The following is a 26,597-nucleotide window of genomic DNA, read 5'->3' as shown; positions in this document are numbered from 1 at the left end:
ACGATGAAACAGCTAAAACAACACCTTGGTTGGAACCGGTTCCAGTGAATAGTAAAAATAATGAACACAGTTCCAAAGAGGCGTTTCACCATATTGGAACCGGTTCCGTTTGATTAGAGTATAAAGGATGTTATTTCCGATTGTCAACGCTTTCCCGCTCCATAAATTCATAGGACAATACGGTAAGCGGATCAACATGCTCCTCCTGGACCAGCTTGATGACATGCCGGGCCGCCAGACGGCCCGCCGCTGCATAGCCATATTTGATGGTGGTCAGACCGGGATGAATGACTTCTGTCACATCGTAACCCCCGAAGCCTGTAACCGAGATATCCTCCGGAATCCGGATTCCCCGCATATGGGCTGCCTTCATCACCCCAAGGGCAATGTTGTCGGTTGCGCATACGATCGCTGAAGGCTGCCGGTCACGGCTGCCCAGAATGTCAGAGGCCGCTTCGACCGCTGCCGACATTCGAAACCCGCTCTCATAAAAGTCGGCCGAAGCCCCCCCATGCTCCTTGAGCGCCTGTTGAAATCCAAGCTTGCGCTGGACTCCTACGGCCACGTCCTTCTCGGTTACTCCTAAATATGCGATATCCCGGTGCCCTTTGGCTAAAATATACCGGCCAATATCATATCCCGCCGCGAAATCATCATAAATAATGCTGTGGACATCCTGATGCTGTTGACCGAGTAGAATAACGGGGATTCCGATTTCCTCAATCGCCGTCAGGTGAGACGTTGTGATCTGTGTAGCAAATAAGACGATCCCTGATATTTTCTGCCTGGCGAGGTCATATAATGCCTCGATCTCCCGTGACAGATCCTGGCTCGTGTTGATAATAAGCAGCTGGTAGCCGCTCTCCCGCAGCGCTTCGTCCATGCCGGTCACCGTCTGGGATGAAGCGAAGGAATCAAGCCGGGGCACCACCGCACCAATCATGCTGGTCTTCTTCGCTTTCAAGCTCTGGGCAAAGGAGTTCGGGATATATCCCGTTTCCTTGATGACATGCTCGATTTTCCGCCGGGTTGCCTCGCTGACCGAACCGCCGTTCAAGTAGCGCGACACCGTGCTTTTGGCCACACCCGCGATTTTTGCAATATCTGAAATGGTATTCTTCATATTATCCTCCGTGAACCTTATCCAAGGCCTGTCCTGCCTGAAGGACGGGACATCTTATCTGCAAGGCAGCACACTCATCCGATCCTCACTTGCATTCTAAATATAACATGCAGGCAGGTTAGCAGGAAACCAAGGACCTGATCCGTCCGTGCCGGACCAGGTCCCATCGCTTAATAGGTTACACACCCGCAGCTGCAACCGGTTCTCCCGGCTTCTTCACGGCATCTGCCGGAACAGCTCCGTCCGGATTCTCTGCCTTCCGCAAGTACTTCTGACCGCGCCAACGAAGATATGACAGCGCTCCACGCAAGTATTCGTCAGCAATCATACAGGAGTAGATGCCGATCAGTCCCCAGCCCAGCCGGATGCCCAGCACATAGGACAGGACCGTCGCCACAATCCACATCGAGCCGAGCGAGATATACATCGTGAACCGGGTGTCGCCCACTGCGTTCAGCGAGTTGCCAAGCGCCATGTTGATCATTTTGCCCGGCTGCAGAATCAGATTCATCCCGAGCAGGGATGCGCCAAGCGCAATAATCGCCGGGTCACTCGAGAACAGACCGAGCAGCTGTTTGCCGAACACATACAGAATGAACGCGTTCACGACGACATAGATTAGCCCGAACCCCAGCGCCCGGTAAGCACTCCGGTATGCTTCGCGGATGCGGCCTTCCCCGTACAGATGCGCAATCTGAATCTGGGCAGCCATAGCAATCGAGGAGCCAAGCAGGAAGCAGAACGACTCCAGCGTGTTCATATAGGTTCTTGCCGCCAGTTCAGTCGCTCCAAGAGTCGCGATGAAGGCGTAAATGATCAGCTGCGAGAACACCCAGCAGGACAGATTGACGCCAAGCGGCCAGCCAATTCTCAGAATTTCGCCGAACAGCGGGCGATCAAAGACTTTGAATTCACGCCATTTGATCCGGTATTCAAACGACCGCAGGAACATGTATATCAGCAGCAGCACCGCCAGCAAACGGCTGGCCACCGTAGAGATCGCCACACCCGCCAGTCCCCACTCCGGGAACCCGAACGCACCAAAAATAAACCCGTAGTTCATAATCACATGAATGATGTTCATGCCAATCGCCACATACATCGGCCCGCGCGTATTGCCCGTGTTGCGAATGACCGTGCTCAGCGTGGACATCATGGCAACCAGTACCATGCCCCCGCCGACGATGGAAATATACGTTCCTGCCAGCGGCAGCAGATGCTCCGGCATTTGCAGGACCGAAGCAATCGATTCGGGCATGACATACAGAACGACGCTGCATGCAATCCCGATGATCGTTGTCGAGCTAACCGCCATAATCGCGATGATTCGTGCATCGCCAGACTTGCGGGAGCCGAGCTTCTGAGCGATCAGGATGCCCGCACCGCTGGCCACCGTCACGAACAGGGTCGTCATCGCCTGAAACAGCTGGTTGGAGAATCCGACCACGGCCACCGCATCATCCGATATCCGGCTGACCATCAATGTATCAACTGCCCCCAGCAGAAACTGCAGGAACAGCTCAATAAATATGGGCCATGCGAGTACCCATAACGTGAATTTTTTAGTATCTTTATCCAACATTCCAACCTCCAGTGAAGTATAGAGCAATTCTGTCTGACTTGGGCCAAACCGCGTTTAGCCTTAACACATTATAGATGGTATACTGGAGATAAAATATCAGTTTACGAACGTAAATTTTAAATATTCAAACCTCGAATTTACGAAAGGGCTTTCTTTTTATGACACTGCTGAACTTCCGGGTTCCCCCGCTTCCGGAATACATTCATAGCGGGATGACCCATGCTCCCATCGGAGCCGGACATCCGAATCGCATCAACATCGGCATCTTCGATCTTCTTGTTGTGAGAAGAGGACAGCTGGACGTCACCGAGAATGGCCGTCCGTATGAGATCAAGCCGGGCATGTTTCTTATTTTGCGGCCGGATACCCACCATTACGGGACCCGAGGATGTGTGGTGGATACCGATTATTACTGGCTCCACTTTCAAACTTCAGGCGAGTGGAGCGCGGACGAGTCCGGCACACTCCTAAGGAAGGAAGAGATTACGGAGCTCAAGGCAATGACGCCTAACTATTTCACGATCAAAATCCCGCTGTTCGGCACCCTGCCCCAGCCTGCGAAAGCGCTGGAACTGCTGGCCGCACTGTCCTCGCTCGCCCAGCATGGCCATCAGCCGAAGTCGCTGTGGCGGCAGCAGGTCGTTTTTCAGGAGCTGATCGAGCAGCTGGCCGCGGCGCTTGACACGCCCGCCGCCTCTCCTTCATCGGCCTGCGCGGAGAAGGCTGCCGCTTATTTGCGCCAGCATTACCGGGAGGACTTCAAAGCTCAGAGGCTCGGGGACAGCATCAATTTTCACCCGGTCTATATCGCCAGATGCATGCAGAAGGAATTCGGCTGCTCCCCTGTCGAATATTTGCAGCGCTACCGGATCGAACAGGCGAAAATGCTGCTGCTGCAAACCGACATGAGCATCAGCCGTGTTGCGGAAGAGGTCGGCTTCAATCACGCGGCCTACTTTACATCCTCTTTTGCCAAGATCGAAGGGATTTCCCCGCGCCAGTATCGACAGCGTTTCTTTATGAAATAATGCGTTCGGCTAAATAATCCTACAAAAAAACTTGCATTTGACCGGGAAGTCGTTATAATGAAGGTAGTTATATGATAATGATTATCATTACCGGACAAGTGAGAAAGCACTGAGAACGTGCCCCCTTGACTGCGAGTTTATATAAAAGGAGAGCCGGATGCCCGATGAAAACCACTTTTAAGCGTAGTTCTCTGCAGATTGACGATTACCTGGACCTGTTGAATCTGGCGATTCAGCTTGGCGATGAGAAATGGCAGAAGGAAATCACCCGCAAAATGACGATGAACCTGTCCTGCATGGAGTCCGCCGCTACAGCTGGGCAATAAGATAGAGACTTGTCGTTTGACGAAAGATACGTTTACTCCACTATGCAGCGCGTGCCTCTCAGGCACGCGTTTTCTATTGGACCTTAGCGTTAGCCGTGCAGTCGGTGCAATCGTGCGGTCAACGGGGTTCATGCAGGCCATGCAGTCGTGCGGTCGACGGGGTCCATGCGGGCCGTGCAATCGTGCGGTCGACGGGGTCCATGCGGGCCGTGGCAATCGTGCGGTCGACGGGGTTCATGCGGGCCCCGTGCAATCGTGCGGTCGTGGCCGAAGCACGGACTCGCTTTACCGTGGGCTTAGCATCATTATCCCCTTTGATCAGGCAGCTACCTTCCTGAACAAAAGGGATAATGATGCTAGGGAGGTACGGAAAGGCAACAAACACGCATCAAGATGGCAAAAAGCAGCCCCCCAATGAAGAGAGGACTGCTTCTTCTCCATACTATTTAAGGCGTGGGTGTGTGTGCCGCAAGGCTCCTTCCTTTGCTTTCCTTCCCAGAACATCAACATGGTTCCCAAGGCCTGATAAGCTGCAGGGGAATGTCCTAGCTGCAGTCCGAATCGCTGTTCAAGCTCGCTTCGATCTGCAGCTTCAACCGGTACTCATGCGGGGAAATGCCCTCCAGCTCCTTGAACACGCGGGAGAATTGCTTGGAATTCTCGAAGCCGACCGCCTTGCCGATATCCATCGTCTTCATCGATTCTTTCTCCAGCAGCTCCTTGGCCTTAGCGATTCGCAGCTTCTTCAGGTAGACCACAAAGTTCTCCCCTGTATGATTCTTGAACGCCTCGCTGAAATACGAATAATTCAAAGATACATGATTGCTCACCATCGCCATATTGAGCGGCTTATGGTAGTTTTCCTCCATGAAGGTTATCGCCGCTTTAATCTCCGAATGCTCGCTGTGGGCGGTGCGAACGCCTTTAATGTAATCATTCACCCCCAGCAGCAGAAACTCCAGATTGCGATAGTAGTCATGGAAATGACGGAAGTTGTCCATCGTGCCGACTCTGCGGTACAGCTTGAGCACCTCGACCAGCGACTCCCCATACTTGCGGAACACCTCGTCAAATACTTGTTCATTGATCCGCCGGCTCACCCGCTCCAAATACTCGATGTCCACATTCGGCATATCCTCTATGTGAAAAATTTCCGACAGCAGAACCTTCAGATCGCGCTCTCGCTCCGTGCCCAGCAGGTTGCCCAATCTGCGTATTCCCTCTTCCGGCACCGGATAGCTGCGGCGCTGCCCCTCAATGTCCTTATGCTTCATCAGCCGGATATTCGGATAGATAAACGTATAGCTCAGCGCTGTAAACGCCTCTCTGTAACATTTCCGAATGTCCGTATACTCCCGTCCTTCCCTGCTGATCCCCAGGAACAGTCCGTCCAGCTCTCTTACTGCAAACGTCCGGGACAACTCCTCGAACATCTCCATGGAGCTGCCAACCATGACAACTCTTCCGGCTCCGTTATGGAAACAAGCATTTACCTTGCCTAGCGATCCGTCATGCAGGTTCTCCACCAACTGCTTCAATTCATCCCGATTCATAACAGTGCCATCCATATACTTGTATTTCATCACGGCGACCCAGAACGGCTTCGTAAAGGCATCGAATCCAATCGCTCCCTCACCGTTCTCCTCATTCATCTCCTGACCTTCCGGAAGCTCCAGCAGCTCTTTCAGACGCTCGATTCGAAGCTGCTGCAGATACATTTCGCTTTCCGCCACTTTCTTGGTCATATCCGCCTGTCGGCTCAGCGCTTCCTCCGACTTTCGGAGAGCGGCAAACAGCTCATCCCTCCGGATCGGCTTCAGCAAATAATCCTTGACTTGATACTGGATTGCAGCCTTCGCATACTCAAAATCATCATATCCGCTCAGAATAATCACAATCGGCCTTATCCCTCGCCCGCTTCCGCTCTCCATATCAGCCAGGGACTTAATCAGCTCGATTCCGTCCATCACAGGCATACGAATATCCGTTATGACAATATCTGCCGCATGTTCCTGGTAAATCCCCACAGCCTCTCGTCCATGAGCGGCCATACGGATATCATACATGTCCGGAAATTCTCTTTCGATCATCGTCTTCAGTCCGTACCGGATATTACGCTCGTCATCCACGATCATCAGACTTCTCATCTATTATGCCCCCTCTTGAAATTAACACCTTTGGAAACGTGATGGTGACCATGGTGTACTGCCCTTCCTCGCTGCTTACGTCAAGACCGTATTCTTTGCCATAAAAGAGCTGGATACGCTGATGAACATTTCGCAGACCTATGCCCTCTGTCCGTTGATCACTGCGGGCATATCCCGCCTGCGGCAGCTCATGAAACTCCGACATCCGGATATTCTCGTTCAGGCGGCCAAGCCGATACGGCTCAATTCCGATCCCGTTATCGGTCACATATATGGTGATCTCATCCTCCTGCCAGGCCACGACCTCGATCTTAATCTTGCGCTCTCCGTCCTCAATACCTGGCCATGCATGCTTCACTGCGTTTTCCACGATCGGTTGCAGCGACATCTTCAGCATTTCCAGCTCCATGAACTCTGATGGAATGCACAGCTCGAGCCGGATCGGCTCGTCGAAACGGATGTTCATCACATCAATATAATTGCGTATGTGCTGGATCTCATCCTTCAGCTTGACGTACTCACCTGACCATTTAAAGTTATAGCGCATCATCCCTCCAAGGGAAGTCAATGCATCTGATATCGTCCGCTGACCCTCGATCTCCGCCAGCATCTTAATATTTTCTAGTGTATTATACAGAAAATGAGAGTCGATTTGGCTATGAAGCGTGCGCAGCTCCGCTTCCTTAGTCACAGCCTGCTTGCGAACGCCCTGGGCGATCAGCTCGTGAATGGTATGGATCAGCTTGTTGAAATGATGGGCCAGCTCCCCGATTTCTCCGCCGCCGCGAATATCGATTCGGGATTCCACCTCACCCCTTCTGACACGCTTCATCGTCTCCGTTAATCGACGCAGATTTTTCAGAATAAACGTATTCATGAAATACGTAATGACTGAGAGCACACCGATCAGAATGACAAATGCGGTAATAATCTGCTTCTGCGCCCCGGACACCTGATCAAGCGCCCCCTCCAAAGACACCACGTTGAGCACATCCGCCTGAAGACGTTCAAGAGACGTGGTGATCAGCAGATACGGTTCTCCCTCCACCACAAACCGGGTATGGACGATATCCTTGCGCTCCTCGTTCTCCTCGGCCTGCTCCTTCAACATGGCTAATTGTGACAATACTTCCTGCTGAAGCGCTTCATTATTCGCCATAAACGACTGGTTGCGGTCCATGAACAACCGGCCCTCCCGGTCCACAATCGCCATCTGAGAGCCCTCATCGTAGATGCCAGCGAACATTTTCGGAGCAAAATGCATCATAAGCATATCAACCTGGAGAATACCGGAGTACGCCCCGATGTCCATCTCGCGAATGAGCGATACTTTCGGCCGCTCCTCGAACACGTCGGTTGCATTCCGGCGCAGCAGATCCGGGTCCCGATGATTGAACACCCACATCTCTCGCCCATCCAGCTTCTTGGCATCGGCATACCACTGCTCCTGAATAATGCGCCGCTCCTGAAAAATCACCGGCCAGATCTCCATCACAAACGGATTGTTCGTATGCAGTCGCAAATGCAAAATATTCGGATTATTTGTCTGGATTCGCTCGATATCCTTGATCGGCCCTCGTGCCAGATCAATCAGGCCAGCCGGTTCAAGCTCGTCATCGGTCTTCAGGTATTCCTTGATGGCCGAATCTGAAACCGCTAGCAGCGCCGCCACTTCCATCGCTTCAATCTGGCTTAGCATATTGATTTTTTCCATTTCCAGCAGAAACGAATTCTGATTCAGCGCATCGCTGATATACGTGTCCTGAATCTGGGTAAAGAAGTAATTCGACACGATGATGCTAGGAATCAAAAGAATGACAATATACGTGGCCACCAGGCGGCTTTGCATCGATCTGCGCCCGAACCAATATCGAAAATCTTCAACCATTGACGCTATACGATTCATGACGGGTCACTTCCTGTTGTTTCTTGGACTTCTACCGGCAAGTAAGACCCGCCGATACGTGATAACATCACTATCATAGCTCTTCACGCGGCAAAAGGCACCCCTTATCCGATTTTATTCGGACACGAGGTACCTTGCAGCCGTTAATTTCCTATTGCATTCCCACGGGGAGAGGGATTACTGAAGGAATTCCTCCAGCTTCTGCACATTCTCTTCATACTTCTTCTGTCTATATTCTTGTACCTTGGCGTAGCCCAGGGAATCGCGCTTCGCCAGGAAGTCACCCCAGATCTTATCAAACTCAGCCTCGGATGAAGCGAGCAGCAGTTTCGGCAGCGCCTTGCCCCACTCGATCAGCACTTTATCATTGATAATTCCCTCTTCACTGCTGCCATCTGGATCAATCAGGTCGAATTGGGAGAAGCTTTGCGCTTTGCCGCGTGTCCAGTCTTCCATCTGCTTGAACGGCTCTACGGCAGGCGGAGCCCAATCTACAGTCATGTTGTTGTCCATCATCATCCAGAACGTGTGGGATGCGCCATATTCCTTGTCAAAAGTGCTGCGGTCGCTGTTCAGCAGCTCGGCAATCTCAGGCAGGAACTGATCCTTGCCGTCGATGGTATCCCAAGTTACGCCTTTTTTACCCAGGTACGTGTCACGTTGTCCTTCTTCCGAGATCAGGTAGCTCAAGAAGCGGATGGCACGTGCCTTATCCTTAACATCCTTGGAGATCAGCGTTACGGTCCAGCCGGAGATCGAAGGACCCGACAGCGTTGGTTGATCCAGGTTGGAGTTAGCCGGACCGTCTACAGCAATATATACGGAATTCGGGTCATTAGCATACAGAACGTTCTGCTGAGCTGCCATGTCGCTGCGCTGGAACAGCATAGCGAAGTAGCGGCCTTGAGCGATCTTCTCTTCCATCTGCGGACGCTTATCTACGAAAATGTCTTTGGACAGCAGTCCTTTTTCATTCGCTTGACGGAGCGTCTTCAGCCATTTCACATAATCTGGGTGAGTAATGCGATCGAACAGCTGGCCGTTCTCATCATAAGGGATGGCCAGGAAGTTTTGCAGGTAACCTTCGAGCGAGCTGTTTCCTTTATCATGGAAGTCATGCAGACCAAGCGGAATCAGCGGCTGACCGTTAACCTCTGGGAACATCTTCTTGGCATCCTCAAGCGCTTTCAAAAATCCTTCCGGTGTGCGCATATCCGGGCTGCCAATCGCCTCGTACATGTCCTTGCGGACAAGGAACGTCTGGTTGGACGTAATATTGTCGCCAAATTTCTCGTAATCCTTCGGCGAGGAGGAAGCATTCGGATAGCCGTAAATGTTGCCGTCCTCCTGCGTATACCAGGATACCTTCGCCGGATCTGTTGCTTTGAAGAAGTAAGGGTCATACTGCTCGGCCAGCTCGTTCAGTGGCAATACCAGATCCCCTTCAATCATCTTCTTAACCGCGTCCTCATACCAGCCGAGGGTAATAAAGTCAGGCAGGCTGCCGGATGCAATCATCGTATTCATCTTCTCGGCTTCATTACCAGCCGGTACGATGAAGTTAATGTTGACGCCCGTCTTCTCCGTCACGTATTGGGAAGTGATGTCCTCACCCCATTTGCTAGGGAACCAGGCGAAGTTAATATACCAGTCAAATGTAATCGGTGAAGTGTCGACTTGCCAGCCCGGCTGATCTTCAGTCAGCTGTACGTCGTTTGCCGGCGCTTCTGGCTCTTTCTCGGAAGCGGTTGTGCCGCCACCCGACGAACATGCCGTCGTAAAGGCCATCACAAGCGCAAACATCAACAACAGAAGGCTTTTTGGCTTAAGCATCTTGCTCATGTTTTTTCCCCTTTTCTTGTATTAAAATTATTATTTATATCATGTCAAGACATGCGCTGTCCACTTGCAGCATTTACTGAAGCGGACAGCCCCGGCAATCGCCGGATCCATTAGCCCTTGATTGAGCCAATCATCATGCCTTTGACAAAATATCGCTGCAGGAATGGATATACAAACACAATCGGCAGTGTGGTTACAACCATCGTAGCCAGCTTGATCGACTGCGAGGTGACCGTCTTGGCCACACCGCCCGGAACCTGAGCCATCATCTGGTTGGAGCTTGACTGGGCAACAACCTTGTACAGATAGGTCTGTATCGGCTGCAAGTCGGCATTGTTGATATAAATGACACCGGTAAAGTAATCATTCCATTGATACACGCCGTGGAACAGCGCGATCGTCGCGACAACCGGCATCGATACCGGCAGCACAACCCGGAAGAAGATCGACCAGTCGTTGGCCCCGTCAATTCTCGCTGCTTCCTCAAGACCATCGGGAATATCCCGGAAGAAGGTCATGAAGATTATGAGATCGAAGAAGCTGAACATGGCCGGAATGATATATACCATAAAGCTGTCAAGCATATTCAAATCCCGAATCAGCAGGTAGGTCGGAATCAATCCGCCGCCAAAGAAGAGCGTGACCGTCCCCATCAAAATGTAAAACTTGCCAAAGATCAGCCCTCTGCGGGAGAAGGCGTACGCGACCATCGCGGTGAACAGCACGTGCACCACAACGCCGATTACCGTCTTGGCGACAGTCACTCCCATCGCCGTCATAATGCCGGAGCTCTGGAATACAGCCTCGAAGTTCTCCAGGCTGAACACCCGGGGCCACCAATAGATGCCCCCGCGCATCGCATCCTGCCCTTCGTTAAAGGCATTCACAAGCACGTACCAGATCGGATAGATGGTGATAAAGCACACAATCAGCATGCCGAAGTTGTTAAATAGGTCAAAAACCGCTTCGCCTTTTGTTTTTCGTTTAAACATACAAGGCACTCCCCTTCCCTAGAATAGCGATGTGTCGTTCAGCTTCTTGGTGACGCGATTCGCGATCAGGAGCAGAATGATGGCAATCACCGATTTAAACAATGCGACCGCCTGCGCGTAGGAGTATCGCCCGTTCTGAAGCCCTGTGTGATATACAAAAATGTCGATAACGTTGCTCGCGCTTTCATTGAGCGGATTGCGGAGCACGAGAATCTGATCGAAGTTGGAGTTAAGCACACCGCCAATGGCGAGAATGAACAGAATCGAGATCGTCGCCTTGATGCTCGGAAGTGTAATGTACCACATCTTCTGGAAGCGGCCAGCTCCATCAATCGTCGCTGCCTCATACATCTCCGGCGACACACTCGCAATGGCCGCCAGGTAGATGATCGCCGACCAGCCGAGCTCTTTCCATATATCCGAGGCGATGACAATGCCCCAGAAATATTGCGGTTCCGCCAGATACGTGATCGGCTCGTTAATCAGGTTCAGCGTCAGCAGCAATTTATTGATCACCCCGACGTCGGACAGCCAGGTGATCAGGATCCCCCCGAGAATAACCCAGGACAGGAAGTGCGGCAGATACGATATCGTTTGAATCGTTCGCTTGTAGCGTACCGATCGGACTTCGTTCAAGAAGAGCGCAAAGATGATCGGCAGCGGAAATCCAATGAACAACTTGAGCAAGCTGATGCCCAGTGTATTCTTCATGACCACCGCAAAATCATCGTTGGAGAAAAACTCCCTGAAGTGATCCAGGCCAACCCACGGGGCTTCGCTAATGGATTTGATGATATTGAATTCTTTGAAAGCGATGATAATCCCGTACATCGGAATATAGTTGAAGACGAACATCCAAGCGACACCAAGCAGCGCCATAATCTGCAGGTGGCGCTGACTGTACAGCTTCTTGAGCCACTGCTTTCTGGCCTGCCGCTTGTCCTCCGGACTTGGCCCCGGCTTGGCCGCCGGATCGATGCTGATGTCGGGTAAAGCCCCAGCTTGTGGTGTGTTCTGCATAATTCTAACCTCCAGGTGAGCACTGTCGAATGTAAACCCTTACAATGTTGATGTGTACTTTGATTTTATACTCCCTTCACCCTTTATGTAAGGTTTCAGATTTCGTATTAGGGATCGCTTTTTCGGGTTATAGGAATTTGGTCCATATGACCGCTCTCCTGGTGCTTGTCAAAAAGCATCGTATGCTGTCCGTTGCAGCTCACTTCGGCTCGGCCCTTGCACCAACAGCCATGTCATCAGGCCTAAATTCTTCATCTGCCGAACATCCGAACGCCGAAGCGCCGTGTGCAGGTCATAAACAAACAGACGAACAAACCCCGATCAGCAGCCAGGCGATCGGGGTTTCCTATATGCACACTATCCTTATATCGGGTTAAACCGGATTATCGCTTCCGCCGCACCATGCCCAAGTAGCAGAGAACCGCCCCCAGCTCACAGGCAGCAATCACGATGCCAAGCGGCAATGCCGTCGATTTCCCGCCCAAGCCGACGAGGGGAGCAGCCATACCGCCGATAATGAACGTTAACAGTCCGAGCAGCGCAGATGCGCTGCCGGCATTATGTCCGTGGTTGCGCAGCGCCAGTGCCATACCGGAAGTGCTGACAATGCCGGCGCTTGCTATGGCCAGGAACAGCGGCGGCAGCACCAGGTACAGCTCGCCTCCAACAGCCAGCGCACCAAGCAGCAGCACCCCGCCGATGGTGGCCAGCGTCACCCCGGCCGGGAACATCTTCGCTTCATCGACTCTGCCGGCAAGCCGTCCGGTCACTTGGGCAGCAGCAATAATGCCGAACGCGTTCAAGGCAAAAATCAAACTGAACATCTGCGGTGATACGCCATAAATATCCTGCAGCACGAATGGCGAGCCTGAAATATAGGCAAACATCCCCGCCATAATGAAGCCCTGGGTCAAGGCATAGCCCATAAACACCCGATCCTTCATCAGATTGCCAAACGTCTTGAGCGTCGCCTGGATTCCGCCCGTCGAGCGGCGTTCGGGAGACAGTGTCTCCTTCAGTCCGGCAATTACACATACGAGCATCAGAAGCCCATAAACGCCCAGCACGATGAATACGATCGGCCAATCCGCAAACAGCAGCACCTGCGCGCCGAGAATCGGAGCTAGTATCGGCGCTGCTCCATTGACAAGCATGAGCATGGAGAAGAATTTGGTCAGTTCCGTCCCTTCATACATATCCCTTGCCATCGCGCGTGAGAGGACAATTCCCGCAGCGCCCGCCAGTCCCTGAATAAACCGAAGCAGCAGGAACACCCAGATGCTGCTCGTGAACACACACAGCACCGATGTTACGGTGTAGACCATCAGTCCCACGAGCAAGGGGCCCCGTCTTCCCTTCACATCGCTCAAGGGGCCTGCGAGCAGTTGGCCCAGCGCAAGTCCCAGCATGCAGGCGGTCAAACTCATCTGAGCCAGTGAAACGGTCGTATTCAGATCGTCGGCCAGCTTGGGAAGGGCCGGCAAATACATATCCAGCGACAAAGGCCCGAACGCTGACAGGCTTCCGAGCAAGAAAACGATCCACAGCTTCCTCTGCTTGGGTGCAGGGAGAGCTTCTTTATTCGTGATGATTGTTGGTTCCATGTCTTCCCCTTTCATTCAGCGGATGAGTATTTTAACAGCTTAACCTTTCGGACACAGCTCTTGCTGTACGTTCATCTCCATAGGCATCTGTCATCTCCGGTCTTTCATGCCGGCTCCCATCAAAAAAAAGCGAGCTGTCATCAATATGACAACCCGCCCGCTATGACGCGCTCCTCCAGAGCTCCGAGGTCATCCGGAACTCTGGGATCAGCGCGATTTCGTTAACGTGATTTCGTAACGCGATGTCCGCTTGTAGTACGCATTGGCGGCTATGCTATTTACGCTCGATCTGAATCCCTTTTCCAAGGGATTTCTGTTGTTTGTTCGTGTTGACAAGCAAGGGCAGAGTTCTTGTTTCCTTGATCATGGGGGATTGGCACAGGTGACACACAGGCTCCACTTCAAACGCGAAGTCATCACGCATCCATCCTTTGCAATCATCCTGTGTGCATGACCAAACCTCCGTTAATTCCTCTGGAATACTTTCCATTGAATTTTTACGTGAATACATGAGCGCTCCTCCATTCCTTGTCTGGTTAAACAATCGTCCCCAGCGTTTTTTTTGCGGATGCAAATAAAAGAAAGACTGCTCTTAATGTCGCACATTAAGAGCAGCCCAACCTCATATCATTACAGCTTTACAACGTTCTCAGCTTGTGGTCCACGGTTGCCTTCAACAATGTTGAACTCAACGCGTTGGCCTTCGTCCAGCGTTTTGAAGCCGTCGCCTTGAATCGCGCTGAAGTGAACGAATACATCGTTACCGCCTTCAACCTCGATAAAACCGAAGCCTTTCTCTGCATTGAACCATTTAACAGTTCCTGTTTGCATGGGATATGTCCTCCTTTAAACTATATTTATATGACCTTTTTTCTTCACAGACGGAATAAAAAAATTCACATATTGCACAAGGTTACCGGAAATGACAACCCTCTACAATATGTGAATTCAGGTCGATTTCGATATTCCTATATTACCACAGTTTATGTCCGATAGCAAACACTCGGCACTTCATTTTCGATATTCTTTTTTTCGAAGCCGCCTCAAGGCCGCTTCCTATAACTAAGTATATACCGATTGTCCCAATTTTATGACAAGCAAGGAGGTTCATGGGAAGGAAAAATTCCAGAGCGCTTAACGCGCCTCCTCTTCCCGCAGCTCCGCAATCGTCTCGCTCCACCGCTTGAGCACTTCGGCAGGGTCATGGAGCCGGAAGGTGACCCCGCTCAGCACCTCGGCATACTTCGCCCGGTCCTCGCGCACATGGACAACGTCGGCTGCAAAACGCTGGCGTGGATGGCGTGCCCCCTCGACGTCAGGGAGCGCCTTGACCCGGAGCCGAATGGAGTGGACCGCACCATCATGAACGGTAACCAGCGTCGCCTGCCCGGTCCGCTTCATATTGCCGGCCGTCACCGTCCCCGGCCACAAAGCCAGACGAAGGCGGCCTCTATCCAGCGCAATGACCTCGCCCGCACTGATCATCGCCGTATGCGGCCATCCATCCTCCGTCACCGTGAGCAGCACCATCGCGGTATCTGACTTGGATTCCAGATCCCGGCCGTTCAGCCACTCGCACAGTCCTTGCGGCAGCTCCTTGTTCTCGCTCATTCCGTCCACACTCCCTTCATCATGCAGTTATCCTTGCAGCGTGCTCGTGCTGCTTCCGTCCGGAACCGGCGTCTCGGGGACTGGTGCCCCTGATCCAGGTGCATTGTCCCTGCCGCGAGGACGGGTGTTGCCAGGCAGCCGGCCGAACAGCGCCCATGTCCATCTTCCCATATGGCTCATCCCATAGACAAGCAGAGCGGAGATGCCCACCGCACTAACCAATCCTCCTGCATACCAGCCAAGCTGAATCCAGGACTGCTCCGATACCGGAGGAAATTTGCGATAGACGAACAGGACGAGCGGATGAACAAGATAAACGCCAAACGAATAAACGCCAAGCCAGCGAAGCCCTTTGCCCCACCAGGTGCTGACATCTCGCAGCCAGAGCGCTGTCTGCACCATCACAAGCGCCGTAGCCAGCGTATGCACATTCCAGAACGCGTCAAACAGCAGCGGATGATACGCCATCTCATAGAGGCGTTCCCGATATCGAAGTACAACATGGGTTATGCCTGCAGCCAGCCAGGCCATCCACAGCGCCGCCCAGCCAAGCTGCCGGAGCCACGGCCGGGCCGCATCCCGGGTATCCTGCAGCCATATTTGAATACGATCAAAGTAAATGCCAAGCCAAGCCCCGAGAAAATAGTAGGACAGAAAAGACAAGGACCAGCTGTTCCGGTTCGTCACATCCCACCATGCGTCATTGGCTGTATAGAACAGCCACTGCAGCGCTATCCCGATCCATACGCTCCATGCTGCCGCCCACCGATAGCGTCTTAGCAACAGGAGAATAACTGGAAACAGAAGGTAGAACTGTATATTAATGAAGATAAAATACAAATGCGTGTAGGCTTTGCCCGTCAGCAGTTTAGGCCAGAAGTCTTGAAGCATCGCCGCAGCCTTCCACTCCAGCCCCCTGTCTGCCCAGGTCAATATAAAAAACAGCACCGAAAACAACACATACGGCACCAGGATATACATCAGCCGATTGCGGTAAAACCGGACAAAAACCTCCTTGTCCAGCGGACGGCGGAAGTAGTTGTAGAACAGCACAAAGCTGCTCAAAAAAATAAACGTTGTGGTTCCAACTTTGGAAAAAATGTTTAAAAAGTTATATAGCCCAAAAAAGCGGTCGCCCCGCATCTGGACCGTGGCAAAAGAAGTCGCATGAACCATCATAACCCCCATAATAGCCATGCCACGAACCATATCGAGTTCATGCAGTTTCGCTCGTTTCTCCATCCTTCTCCCCTACCTTCATGACATGTATTATACATCAAACCCCTAAACTCTTGCTAAATTTATCTGAAATTGGTATGGTACAGACAGGGTTAACCATATTTGTTTAATAAGGTTAACACCTCCATATTAATGAAGCTCACACATAGGTGACGCTAAACTAACATATTTTAGGAGGCGATTCTGACTGATTGAGTTTAAGCATGTCAACAAGTATTTTGGCAGTTTTCATGTACTGAAGGAGATCAACCTGACGATTCGCCAGGGAGAAGTGGTCGTCATTGTCGGCCCCTCAGGCTCCGGCAAAAGCACGCTGCTTCGCTGCATCAACCGGCTCGAGACGATAACCGACGGAGAACTGGTTGTCAATGGCGTCCCCCTCCACAACAAGAAGATCGACATCAATCGTTTCCGCCGGGAAATCGGAATGGTGTTCCAGCACTTCAATCTGTATCCTCACAAAAAAGTCATCGATAACATCATTCTCGCCCCTGTCAAAGTGCTTGGAATGTCCAATGCAGAGGCCAGGGAGAAAGCCATGACCTACCTGAACCGGGTCGGCATTGGCGACAAGGCCGACAGCTATCCTTCCCAGCTGTCCGGCGGACAGCAGCAGAGAGTGGCGATTGCCCGCGGATTAACGATGAACCCGAAAATTATGTTGTTTGACGAGCCGACCTCCGCCCTTGATCCGGAAATGATCGGCGAGGTGCTGGATGTGATGCGCTCACTGGCCCATCAAGGGATGACGATGGTGATTGTTACGCATGAAATGGGCTTTGCCAAGGAAGCGGCCGACCGCGTCATATTCATGGATGAGGGACGGATCGTCGAGGATGCCACATCCGAAGACTTCTTCAAACAACCGAAGGAAGAGAGAGCCCGCACGTTCCTAAGTCGTTTGCTTCATCATTAATCATCCTATTTCAAGGGGGACTTATACATGAAGAACGGATTTACAAGAACATTCAAGCAGAGTGTAGCTATGCTGTCACTCATCTTCATTCTCGTGCTTGCCGCATGCGGCAACAACGCTACGGGAGGCAACGCATCCGAAGGAGGAAGCTCCTCCGAAGCCGGCGGCGCAACGCTCGCGGCGATCAAGGAACGCGATAAGCTGATTGCCGGGGTGAAATATGATACCAAGCTATTCGGCCTCCAGGATCCGGCTACCGGCAATGTTGAGGGCTTCGATATCGACATTGCCAAAGCGCTGGCCAAAAAAATTCTGGGTGATGAAACGAAGATCGAGCTGCGGGAGGTCACTTCCAAGACGCGCATCCCGCTCCTGCAAAGCGGTGAGATCGACATCATCATCGCCACGATGACCATTACGGATGAACGCAAGCAGCAGGTGGATTTCAGCGATGTCTATTTTGAAGCGGGCCAATCCTTGCTCGTCAAGGTGGACAGTCCGATCACCGGACTGGAAAGTCTGAATAAAGATACGAAGGTGCTCGCTGTTAAAGGCTCGACTTCCGCGCAGAACATCCGAGAGAAAGCGCCGGATGCCCAGGTGCTGGAATTTGAGAATTATCAGGATGCCTTTACAGCCCTGCGAGCCGGTCAAGGGGATGCGCTCACGACCGATAACGCCATTCTGCTCGGCATGCAGCAGCAAGACCCGAACTATCATCTTGTTGGCGGCAATTTCACCGATGAACCGTACGGCATGGCGATTAAGAAAGGCGAGACCGAGTTCGTTAACGTCGTGAATGAGCTGCTGAGCGAGATGAAGGAAAGCGGCGAATACGACCGACTGTATGAGCAGTGGATGGGTGTAAAACCCGAATAAACGACGGGATGGTATCACCGAATACCGATATAACACCGCAAACTTAGAGCAACAGGAGGTGAATGTGATTGGTCATATGGGATTCCAGCGTGCTGTTTGACCATTGGGACCGCTACATGCAAGGATTCGGTCAGACCGTGCTGGCAAGCCTTCTTGCCCTGATCGGAAGTCTGATCATCGGCACGATCATCGCGATTTTACGCATTTCGCCCTATCGCTGGCTGAATGTGTTCGGAGCGGCCTATGTCGAGTTTTTACGGAATATTCCACTTTTGGTTGTCGTCTTTTTCTTCTTTCTCGGCTTGCCTTCTCTAGGCATTCCGCTGGACGGATTCTCTTCCGGCACGATCGGCCTGATGGTGTATACCTCCTCGTTCATTGCGGAAGCCATTCGGGCTGGCATCCAGGCCGTGCCCAAGGGACAGACCGAGGCTGCCCGCTCCTCCGGGCTGAGTTATGTGCAGAGCATGTGGCATGTCGTCCTGCCGCAAGCAGTTAAGGTAGTGCTGCCCGCAGTAGGCAACCAGATGATTAACCTGGTGAAGAACTCTGCCATTCTCGGCGTCGTAGCAGGGCTTGACCTCATGTACTATGCCGACCTGATCAGTTCGGACACGTTCCTGCCGATCCCGGTCTATACGTTTGTCGCTCTGTTCTATCTTGTACTTACCGTACCGCTTAGCATGGCGGTTCATTATATGGAACGCCGCTTTGCCCGCAGCAATGCATGAATCAAATAGTCCATTCATGAAATGACAACAGAGGAGGTGGGGCGAGTTGGATTTTGCCGGTGCTTATTCCTGGCCCAATCTGCGCTTTCTGCTGCAGGGCTTCTGGATGACGCTGCAGGTTGCCGGGCTTGCGATTGTGTTCAGCTTTATTCTCGGCGTGGTGCTGGGCACGATACGTTATGCCCGCATTCCTGTGCTGTCGACAGTCATCGCTTTTATCGTAGATACCATCCGCAACCTGCCGCTTTTGCTAATCATCTTTTTTATCGGGATTGTTCTTCCACAAACAGGGCTACGGCTCCCCGTATTTTGGGCCGCCGTCGTTGGGCTTAGCATATTTGAAGGCGCAATGATTGCCGAAATCGTACGCAGTGGTCTCTCATCTGTGGACAAAGGCCAGGTGGAAGCGGCCCGGGCTTCAGGGTTAAGTTATATGCAGACCCTCAGGCATATCATTCTGCCGCTGGGCCTGCGCCGCATGTCGCCGCCGATGGTCAGCCAGTTTATCGCCCTGATCAAAGACACATCGCTGGCAGTGATCATCTCACTTCCGGAGCTAATGCGGAACGTGCAAGTATTGAGCGGCTCAAGCTTCGCTTACGTCATTCCAGCACTTATCTTTGCTTCATTACTCTATTTCACCGTCAATTACTCGCTGTCTCTGGTCGCGAAACGGCTTGAAGCCAGACAGACCTGATCAAAGGAGCATCCTACTTACAATTGAATCAGTACCAACGAATCCCCTCCCGTCTCTCCCGAGCACGAGAGGGGGTTTTTTATTATCCGCCCGATCTGTTAGAATAGCGCTAACGCGATCATAAAAAAAAGATAAACCTTCATCGCGGGTAATACGTATTAAGGAAGAACGCACAATCCAGAAAGACAGGAGGTCTATCATGTTGCGTAAATGGATGAATGGATTATGGGTCGCATGCATCGTTGCCGTCTTATCCGGCTGTAATGTCCTGGACACGGTCAACGAATCGCTTGATTATACCAATGAGGCCGGCACTTATATCAATGAAGCATCCCAATTTGCCCAGTCCTTGCCCGATTTAGCCCGACAAGCCGCAACGGATCCACAGGCGAAGGAGGCGCTCACGCAGGAGCTGGAACAGATGAAAAACCGCATCGCCGAGTTCAATGGGCTGGAAGCCCCTGCACTCGCCCAGAGTATCCATGAGCAGCTGACCAGCTTGAATGATACACTGTTAACAGATATTAACGGCTATATGGAACAGATTCAGAACGGCGTTACCGAGTTCCAGAATTCCGGAATCATGCAGACGATCGATAAAATCAATGAAACGATGAACTTGCTGGAAAACCTGCAGCCATAAACAGAGGAGACGCAGCCGCCAGCTGGATGTCCTGGATATAACAAGAAGAGGCCCCGAACCAGCCTTATCAGCGGATCGGAGCCTCTTTTTCATTCGGGATATGTTATTCAGCTGCTCTACCTTAACTGCGCTTTGAAAGCATCGTTCAAGAAAGGATCCAGCTCTGTTGTAAAGGCTTCTCTCACCACATAGCGAGTGGCATCGTTGTTCGGGGTCAGAATCCAGTACGTCCCGCGGTGCGCATACCGATCATCCGGATCCATTGCGGCTACAAAATGCCAGTCCGGCCCAAAACGCCCGTCATACTCTGCGGTATACTCGGCGTTCAGATGGGTGCGGGCCAGCTCCTGGATCGGAAAAGACAGGACACTGCCGAACTTGCTCATCCACTGGTTGAATTCCAGCATATCCCCTGCACGGCCGCCTGCAAAGAATCCTTCCTCCCCTCCGCATGCAGCAAAAAAAGCCTCCTCATTCCCCTCCTGCGCAGCCTGGTAGATAAGCGCTACCGTCTGTACCGGAGTGAACAACGGGGTTTTATGCTTGGATGCAAGGAATTGTCGATCATCAATCAATTTCAGGATGCTTGCCTGAACCAGCTCTTCGATAGAAGCATTCCTTCCTAACTCATAGGCCCCCGGGTAAATGGTGCTCTGGTCCACAACCTTGGCTCCGTCCGGAAATATCGTCACAATCCACACGTGCCGATCCCCTTGGCTGAGCTCCTCCAGCACAATTTCAGCCTGACTGCCATAGGTGATATCGAGCAGCTCGCGGCTCTCTTCATCCAGCTCCTGCTTGCCCAGCAGCTTAAAGCGATCAGCATGCGGCTTCCGCTTGCGAGCTTCATCAAAAAGTGCCTGTGTCTTCGCCGGAGAATGGCGCATTTCCGGAATGTCCGCCAGCTTGAGATACGCAGGCTGATTCCCTGCCTCCAGCGCCTCATACATCTGAGCCACAACGTCCACCGCCTGCTCGCTCAGCTTCGCTTGGCTGCCACCGCCACGGCCTTCCCGCACCCCCGAGCCGCCTTCGGATACCCCAAGACTAACCGCTTCCGATCCTTCCTCTTCATTCGCCAGCGCTTGTGTATTAATCGTATCTATATGCGCTGAAGGCTGTTCAGTCTGAGCTGCCAATGAGGTTTCCTGTACAGATGCATTCTCCAAATTGCCGCAGGCAGCAATGATGAGCAGCAGAAGCAGGCCTGCAACTCTGGCCAGGCAATTTCCTCTTATATGACTGATCAATCCTTCCCCCTCCTTGACCGTTACGATAACCACTGCAGCACCGGACCAACTGTCCGATCCTGTCCTCTATAATCATCATCGTCATTCAAGGCGGGATTGTTTATGAATTTGATCGATTTACGAAGAAATTGCCCTTTACCAGCGTGCAGCACCCTCTTCAGAACGCCTGTTCATGATTTACAGTGGTCTTACAACCGTCATGACAGTGCTAAATTATTGAAATTGGTTATAGCTCACAAATTCCGCAACAGGCTTGCGATATCCGCGCGGACGCGCCTTGGTGCTATTCTCCTTGCCGATGGCAATGAGCATTGCCGGAACATAAGGGTCCGGAATCTTCAGTTCCTGACGCAGAGCTTCCGGGTCAAACCCGATCATCGGGCAGGTGTCCCAGCCCTTGTCTTTAGCTGCGAGCATGAACATCATCGCCGACAGGCTTGCATTCCGGATGGCCTCTTCCTGCATAAACGTCTCGCCCCGCTCTTCATAGAAGCTTTGGATGGAAGCCACCGTCATATCGTACTCCTGCTTGTCGATGACACCGAGGCTCATCAGACCCTCGTGAATTTTGCCTGCATCCCGGTAGGCCTCCCGATTCCCGAGCACCGCGATGACGGCCGATGCGCTTTGAATTTTATACTGCTTGAAAGCTGCTTCATACACCTTGCTCTTCACCGCGGCATCTTTGACCACGATGTAATGTGCATGCTGCAAATTAAACGCGGAGGGGGCATATTTTACAACTTGAAAGATTTCTTCAAGATCCCTGTCCGGAATGTCGACACCTTCGAGAAAAAGATTCGACGATCTGCGATTTTTAATTAATGTTGTGAATTCCAACCGTGAGCGCCCCTTTCCTTAGTTAAACATGACCGCATCCAGCGAATAAGCGCCGGCACCCGTTAAAGCAATCGCAACAGCCACCGCAATAATAAGCAAATTCATCTCATAACCGTTGGCCGATCCCCAGTAACCGTTGCTCCAGTGCACCTTCGCGATCGCTCCCAGCATCGGGATAATGATCAGAATCGAGCCCAGCACGGTCAGGAAACCGAGTGTGAACAGCAAGCCGCCGAGAAGTTCCATCAGTCCGACTACAACCGCCGCGGCAACGCCCGGCTTCAGGCCGAGCGACTCCATGAAGCCGCCAGTCCCCTTCGGGCCATACCCGCCAAACCAGCCAAACAGCTTTTGCGCGCCATGCGCCATAAACGACAAACCGACGACCAACCGAAGAATCAACAAACCAAGCTCCATCATCTATAACACTCCTTTAAATTAAATATATAATTTTGTATTTATCTCGAAATAAAGATATATTTTTAAAAAAATTGACACCCCGCATCTAACGCTTCTTCAACGTCCTGACTCCTTTCCGTCAATAACTAACTTTTATCTAGTTACTAATCTTTATTCAAAGATAAAGCAAGTTAGAACTGCTGTCAACCCTGTTATGTAAAAATAAAAAAAGGCCACCCCAACAGATTCTGGATAACCTGAATTACGAAAAAAGCCGTCTCTCGGGTTACTGTACCTAAGAGACGGCTTCTATGCTGTACCGCAGCTTTGTAGCTTTGTAGCTTTGTAGCTTTGTCGAATGACTGACGCTTCGCTCAGCCCTCGTATGTCCACCAGTTGCCTGACATCACCATCAGCGAGAACAGCTTGATGCTCTCTTCATAATACGCTTCCGTTGATGCATTGACGGTATAGCTCCACACCGAATTCAGCCAGGCCTGATGGCTGGAAGAGATCATGGCACTGACGCCAAACGGTGCATAGAACGCCCCGCTGTTGTAGGAAACAAGCGCTCCTCCGCTCAGCAGATAGCCTGCCCTCACATTAGCCGGATTGCCATTCGTCGTTGATTTAATGAACGTGTTCAACTGGTTCAGCTGCTGCAGTGCTCTTGTATCGCCAGTCATCAGATAATCGGTTGCAATCCGCCAAGGAACCCGGGCCGAATTGTAATAGTAGTTGCCGTCGTTTGGCCCCTCCAGGAATCCGGCCCCTGCCGGCTGGTAGCTCCCCCCTGAGCGCACGACGAAATCCGGAAGCAGTCCGGTATTCGGGCTGTAGCCGTTATATATTGATTGGATGATGCTGTACGTCTGATTGATCACATTGTCCCATCTCGCATCCCCTGTGGCCTGACGAAATGCCTTCATATGATTCAGCATAAAATCGGACGGTCGCGTCGCCGTATTGTAATTGCCGCTTGTTGCCCAGTCACCGAGACGCAGTGTCCACTGCGTTTGATTGACATCATGGCTCATGATCGCATTGATGATGTTGCGGGCTGCCTGCAAATAATTGATGGAGTCGTTGCTGCCCCACTGCTTGTCCGCCAGCAGCAGAGCATAGGCGATATCCATATCGCCATCCGTCGCCGAGTTCGCGCCTTCGATATTTTGGAAGTTGCTGTTCTGCTTCCACGCCATCAAATACGGGTTATTGTTGCTCGGATGTGCCCGATAGTAGCGATACAGCCCATCAAAATAAGTCTTCGCATTCGGGTCGTCCCCTGCCATCAATACGGTAAGGATCATCCCGTAGCCATGCGCCTCGGACACCGTTTCTCCGGCAGCATTATACTGTACGTAATATTGCCCGGTTCCCGCAGGCTTGAGGAAGGAATTTTTCCAGCTGTTCCACTTGCTTCTGACCGCATCATCCATCGCCGCCTGGGTGACATGATTCGGCTTGATCGAGCCGCTCGTATACGAAGTATGCTGCGGGAAAGGCTTGTTCGCTCCAAGCGCAAAGCCTGCCGGGGTGATCATGAGGACAACACAGAGCATCGAGACACATTTGTGAAACAATGACATTCGAACATTTCGCATTCATCATCGCTCCTTTGTTTTTTCGATTCGGATCCTTCAGGCGCATGCTTCGCCCCCTGCGGTAACGCCTGGTGTACGGGCAAGCCTCCTTTCGGAGCGACTAATTCTACGCAGGATATGGAAACCGCGCCTTGCTTTACACTGCCGCCTCAGCCTGGGCTCAGCGGGTCTGCTTGTCAATGCCGAGCACGGACTGCTGCATACTAGGAAGTAAAATCACGAGCGTTAGAAGGTGGCTGCCTAGGAGGAGACAACATGACTTTATGACAGATCTTCAGGTGCGGATGCGTGAATAAGGTGGGTTAGTCCAAGTATACGTGAGCTGTATATTTTTGTAAATCGTACTTTATGCACATAAATCCAGGCTTGCCAAAAAGGCTTCCCCGATCGGGAAAGCCTCTGTTCATGCCGTATATCCAAGTCGATGTCTTATCGCTGCACACGGTTAATTCCGGATATTCGCGATCACTTCGTTCAGGGCCGCGTGGTCAAGCCGACCGCCTTCATACATCAAGCATCAAGGCTTCGCGTACCGGAAGCTGCACGCGGTGCGACAGTGTCGGTGAGACAATGTCGGTGGACCAAGGCTGCCTCCTCTACTGCTTCGCGCCCTTCTCCCTGACCCGCTTGCCGTCCTTGCCGTACAGGTCACGCAAAATCTTCTTCCCTGTCGGCGTTTGCGCCAGCCCGCCCTTGGCTGTCTCGCGATGCTTGAAAGGCATAGCCGTCCCCACCTCCAGCATCACATCAATCACTTCATCGGAAGGGATGACGCTGCGGACGCCGGCCATCGCCATATCCGAGGCAGCCAGCGCCGTCACGGCGCCGAAGCCGTTGCGGACAATGCACGGAATTTCGACCAGACCGCCCACCGGATCACAGATCAGGCCGAGCGAGTTCTTCAGCGCCAAGCCGACCGCATGCACGGCCTGCTCCGGCGTGCCCCCTCTCAGCTCCGTGAGCGCCCCGGCCGCCATGCCGATCGCAGAGCCGACTTCGGCCTGACAGCCGCCCTCGGCGCCAGAGATGAAGGAATTGTTGGCGATGACATAACCGATCGCACCGGCGCTGAACAGCCCCATCACCATGTCGTCATCGTCCCAGCCATAGCGCTGCTGCGTGCTGACGAACACTCCCGGAATAATGCCGCAAGAGCCGGCTGTCGGCGTAGCTACGATGCGTCCCATTGAGGCGTTCACCTCGGAAACGGACAAGGCGTAAGCCAAAGCGGTGCAGGCTTCTTCACCCAGTGCCGGAACGCCGCTGGTCATGAACTCGTGAACACGGACGGCATCCCCGCCGGTCAGACCGCTGCGGGATGGAACCGGTTCATGAATTCCTCTATGCACCGCTTCCTTCATGATCGCATAGTAATCCTTCATCTGCTTGAACGTTTCCTCCCGGCTCTTCCCGGTCTCTCTCACCTGCTCGCGCAACATCAGCTCGCCGATCGTCACCTGATCTGCGCTGCACATTTCGATGATCTGCTGCAGTGTAGAAAACTTCATGACTGCCCCTCCTTCGATGTCAAATCGGCGAACACGACGCGGCGCACGCTCTCCAGGCCTTCAATATGCGCGATCAGACTCGCCGGCACGACCTCATCGGACTCGACCACCGTAATGGCATCTCCGCCGCGTCCCTTACGATCCACATCCATATAGGCGATATTGACGCCCCCGCCCTCCAGGATGCGGGCGATATGCGCAACCATGCCCGGCACATCATCATGGAATACAAGCAGCACCGGATAATTCATCGTGAATTTGACATCAAATCCGTTCACCCGAAGCATCTCCACACTGCCGCCGCCGATCGAGGCTCCCGCAATCGTATCTTCACGCTGCCCGTCCTTCAGCTTCAGCATCACGGTGTTGGGATGGAATGCAACATTTTGAGCGGTTTTAAAGGTCAATTTCATCCCTGCCGCCTCCGCCAGCTCAATGGAGCTGCGAATTCGCATATCATCTGTATCATAATCCATCAATCCCCCGACCACCGCCAGATCGGTCCCGTGCCCTCTGTACGTCTCTGCGAACGAGCCATAGAATATAATTTCGGCTTCCTCCGGAAACGCTCCGAATATACGCCGGGCCGCTCTGCCGATTCGCACCGCTCCTGCGGTATGCGAACTGGATGGTCCCACCATGCTGGGTCCGATTATGGAAAAAACATCTTTAAACCGCATACGCGATTGTCCCCGCTTTCTTTCTGTATA

At 52.4% G+C, this 26,597-nt stretch carries 25 protein-coding genes; 7 read left to right on the top strand and 18 right to left on the bottom strand.

Annotated elements, in window-relative coordinates; all coding sequences use genetic code 11:
• Positions 1-130 precede the first annotated feature (130 nt).
• Together CHH75_RS22780 and CHH75_RS22775 are read right to left on the bottom strand one after the other, a co-directional pair.
• On the bottom strand, positions 131-1,123 hold the full coding sequence (locus tag CHH75_RS22780; RefSeq protein ID WP_095264540.1) for a LacI family DNA-binding transcriptional regulator: 993 nt from the start codon (positions 1,121-1,123) through the stop codon (positions 131-133).
• A gap of 178 nt (positions 1,124-1,301) precedes the next feature.
• Positions 1,302-2,705, bottom strand: coding sequence for an MATE family efflux transporter (locus CHH75_RS22775; protein WP_095264539.1), 1,404 nt, complete (start codon positions 2,703-2,705; stop codon positions 1,302-1,304).
• Between the two features lie 158 nt (positions 2,706-2,863).
• Between CHH75_RS22775 and CHH75_RS22770 the strand changes: the two genes are divergently transcribed.
• Entirely contained in the window at positions 2,864-3,733 is an 870-nt protein-coding gene (locus tag CHH75_RS22770; RefSeq protein ID WP_095264538.1) for a helix-turn-helix transcriptional regulator, read from the top strand.
• Between the two features lie 164 nt (positions 3,734-3,897).
• On the top strand, positions 3,898-4,059 hold the full coding sequence (locus CHH75_RS24965) for a hypothetical protein (protein WP_176475643.1): 162 nt from the start codon (positions 3,898-3,900) through the stop codon (positions 4,057-4,059).
• Positions 4,060-4,604: 545 nt separating this feature from the next.
• Here the strand turns inward: CHH75_RS24965 and CHH75_RS22765 are convergent.
• The 10 genes from CHH75_RS22765 to CHH75_RS22720 form a co-directional block, all read right to left on the bottom strand.
• On the bottom strand, positions 4,605-6,206 hold the full coding sequence (locus tag CHH75_RS22765) for a response regulator (RefSeq protein WP_095399228.1): 1,602 nt from the start codon (positions 6,204-6,206) through the stop codon (positions 4,605-4,607).
• Entirely contained in the window at positions 6,181-8,094 is a 1,914-nt protein-coding gene (locus CHH75_RS22760) for a sensor histidine kinase (protein WP_255223099.1), read from the bottom strand. The genes CHH75_RS22765 and CHH75_RS22760 overlap by 26 nt, the downstream gene beginning before the upstream one ends.
• 195 nt (positions 8,095-8,289) lie before the next feature.
• Positions 8,290-9,954: an extracellular solute-binding protein gene (locus CHH75_RS22755; protein ID WP_176475642.1), complete on the bottom strand. Its 1,665-nt coding sequence runs from the start codon at positions 9,952-9,954 to the stop codon at positions 8,290-8,292.
• Between the two features lie 110 nt (positions 9,955-10,064).
• Positions 10,065-10,946: a carbohydrate ABC transporter permease gene (locus CHH75_RS22750; protein ID WP_095264535.1), complete on the bottom strand. Its 882-nt coding sequence runs from the start codon at positions 10,944-10,946 to the stop codon at positions 10,065-10,067.
• Positions 10,947-10,964: 18 nt separating this feature from the next.
• Positions 10,965-11,966 carry an ABC transporter permease gene (locus CHH75_RS22745; protein ID WP_095264534.1) on the bottom strand — a complete coding sequence of 334 codons (1,002 nt, stop codon included), beginning with the start codon at positions 11,964-11,966 and terminating at the stop codon, positions 10,965-10,967.
• Between the two features lie 383 nt (positions 11,967-12,349).
• Positions 12,350-13,570 (bottom strand): multidrug effflux MFS transporter, encoded by a 1,221-nt coding sequence (locus tag CHH75_RS22740; RefSeq protein ID WP_095399226.1) that lies wholly within the window; start codon positions 13,568-13,570, stop codon positions 12,350-12,352.
• Positions 13,571-13,844: 274 nt separating this feature from the next.
• The gene (locus CHH75_RS22735; RefSeq protein WP_095264532.1) at positions 13,845-14,081 is read right to left on the bottom strand and encodes a cold-shock protein; all 237 of its coding nucleotides are present in this window, start codon (positions 14,079-14,081) and stop codon (positions 13,845-13,847) included.
• A gap of 119 nt (positions 14,082-14,200) precedes the next feature.
• Positions 14,201-14,401, bottom strand: coding sequence for a cold-shock protein CspD (gene cspD / locus CHH75_RS22730; RefSeq protein ID WP_006207896.1), 201 nt, complete (start codon positions 14,399-14,401; stop codon positions 14,201-14,203).
• A 303-nt stretch (positions 14,402-14,704) separates the two neighbouring features.
• Positions 14,705-15,181: a pyridoxamine 5'-phosphate oxidase family protein gene (locus tag CHH75_RS22725; RefSeq protein ID WP_095264531.1), complete on the bottom strand. Its 477-nt coding sequence runs from the start codon at positions 15,179-15,181 to the stop codon at positions 14,705-14,707.
• A gap of 27 nt (positions 15,182-15,208) precedes the next feature.
• The gene (locus tag CHH75_RS22720) at positions 15,209-16,423 is read right to left on the bottom strand and encodes an acyltransferase (RefSeq protein WP_095264530.1); all 1,215 of its coding nucleotides are present in this window, start codon (positions 16,421-16,423) and stop codon (positions 15,209-15,211) included.
• Positions 16,424-16,607: 184 nt separating this feature from the next.
• On the opposite strand from CHH75_RS22720, the gene CHH75_RS22715 reads away from it, so the two are divergent.
• The 5 genes from CHH75_RS22715 (at position 16,608) to CHH75_RS22695 (ending at position 20,286) form a co-directional block, all read left to right on the top strand.
• Positions 16,608-17,336 (top strand): amino acid ABC transporter ATP-binding protein, encoded by a 729-nt coding sequence (locus CHH75_RS22715; RefSeq protein ID WP_095264529.1) that lies wholly within the window; start codon positions 16,608-16,610, stop codon positions 17,334-17,336.
• A 27-nt stretch (positions 17,337-17,363) separates the two neighbouring features.
• Entirely contained in the window at positions 17,364-18,215 is an 852-nt protein-coding gene (locus CHH75_RS22710) for an ABC transporter substrate-binding protein (protein ID WP_095264528.1), read from the top strand.
• 116 nt (positions 18,216-18,331) lie between these two features.
• Entirely contained in the window at positions 18,332-18,946 is a 615-nt protein-coding gene (locus CHH75_RS22705) for an amino acid ABC transporter permease (RefSeq protein WP_425320434.1), read from the top strand.
• 46 nt (positions 18,947-18,992) lie between these two features.
• On the top strand, positions 18,993-19,643 hold the full coding sequence (locus CHH75_RS22700; protein ID WP_095264526.1) for an amino acid ABC transporter permease: 651 nt from the start codon (positions 18,993-18,995) through the stop codon (positions 19,641-19,643).
• Positions 19,644-19,842: 199 nt separating this feature from the next.
• Positions 19,843-20,286 carry a DUF6376 family protein gene (locus tag CHH75_RS22695; protein WP_095264525.1) on the top strand — a complete coding sequence of 148 codons (444 nt, stop codon included), beginning with the start codon at positions 19,843-19,845 and terminating at the stop codon, positions 20,284-20,286.
• 116 nt (positions 20,287-20,402) lie between these two features.
• Here the strand turns inward: CHH75_RS22695 and CHH75_RS22690 are convergent, their stop codons facing one another.
• The 6 genes from CHH75_RS22690 to sdaAB form a co-directional block, all read right to left on the bottom strand.
• Positions 20,403-21,536, bottom strand: coding sequence for a hypothetical protein (locus tag CHH75_RS22690; RefSeq protein WP_095399225.1), 1,134 nt, complete (start codon positions 21,534-21,536; stop codon positions 20,403-20,405).
• Between the two features lie 213 nt (positions 21,537-21,749).
• Positions 21,750-22,376 carry a nitroreductase family protein gene (locus CHH75_RS22685; protein WP_095399224.1) on the bottom strand — a complete coding sequence of 209 codons (627 nt, stop codon included), beginning with the start codon at positions 22,374-22,376 and terminating at the stop codon, positions 21,750-21,752.
• An 18-nt stretch (positions 22,377-22,394) separates the two neighbouring features.
• A complete protein-coding gene (locus CHH75_RS22680; protein WP_095399223.1) occupies positions 22,395-22,796 on the bottom strand; it encodes a DoxX family protein in 402 nt (133 codons plus the stop codon).
• 353 nt (positions 22,797-23,149) lie between these two features.
• Positions 23,150-24,379, bottom strand: a complete 1,230-nt coding sequence (locus CHH75_RS22675; RefSeq protein ID WP_095264522.1) for a family 8 glycosyl hydrolase — start codon at positions 24,377-24,379, stop codon at positions 23,150-23,152.
• A 596-nt stretch (positions 24,380-24,975) separates the two neighbouring features.
• Entirely contained in the window at positions 24,976-25,887 is a 912-nt protein-coding gene (sdaAA, locus tag CHH75_RS22670; RefSeq protein WP_095399222.1) for an L-serine ammonia-lyase, iron-sulfur-dependent, subunit alpha, read from the bottom strand.
• Complete coding sequence (sdaAB, locus tag CHH75_RS22665) at positions 25,884-26,567, bottom strand: L-serine ammonia-lyase, iron-sulfur-dependent subunit beta (protein WP_095264520.1); 684 nt, start codon at positions 26,565-26,567, stop codon at positions 25,884-25,886. The genes sdaAA and sdaAB overlap by 4 nt, the downstream gene beginning before the upstream one ends.
• Positions 26,568-26,597: the final 30 nt, after the last annotated feature.

The sequence above is a fragment of the Paenibacillus sp. 7541 genome (assembly GCF_002276395.1).
Taxonomy (GTDB): domain Bacteria; phylum Bacillota; class Bacilli; order Paenibacillales; family Paenibacillaceae; genus Paenibacillus_AQ; species Paenibacillus_AQ campinasensis.
This window is presented reverse-complemented; position numbering and strand designations above follow the sequence as displayed.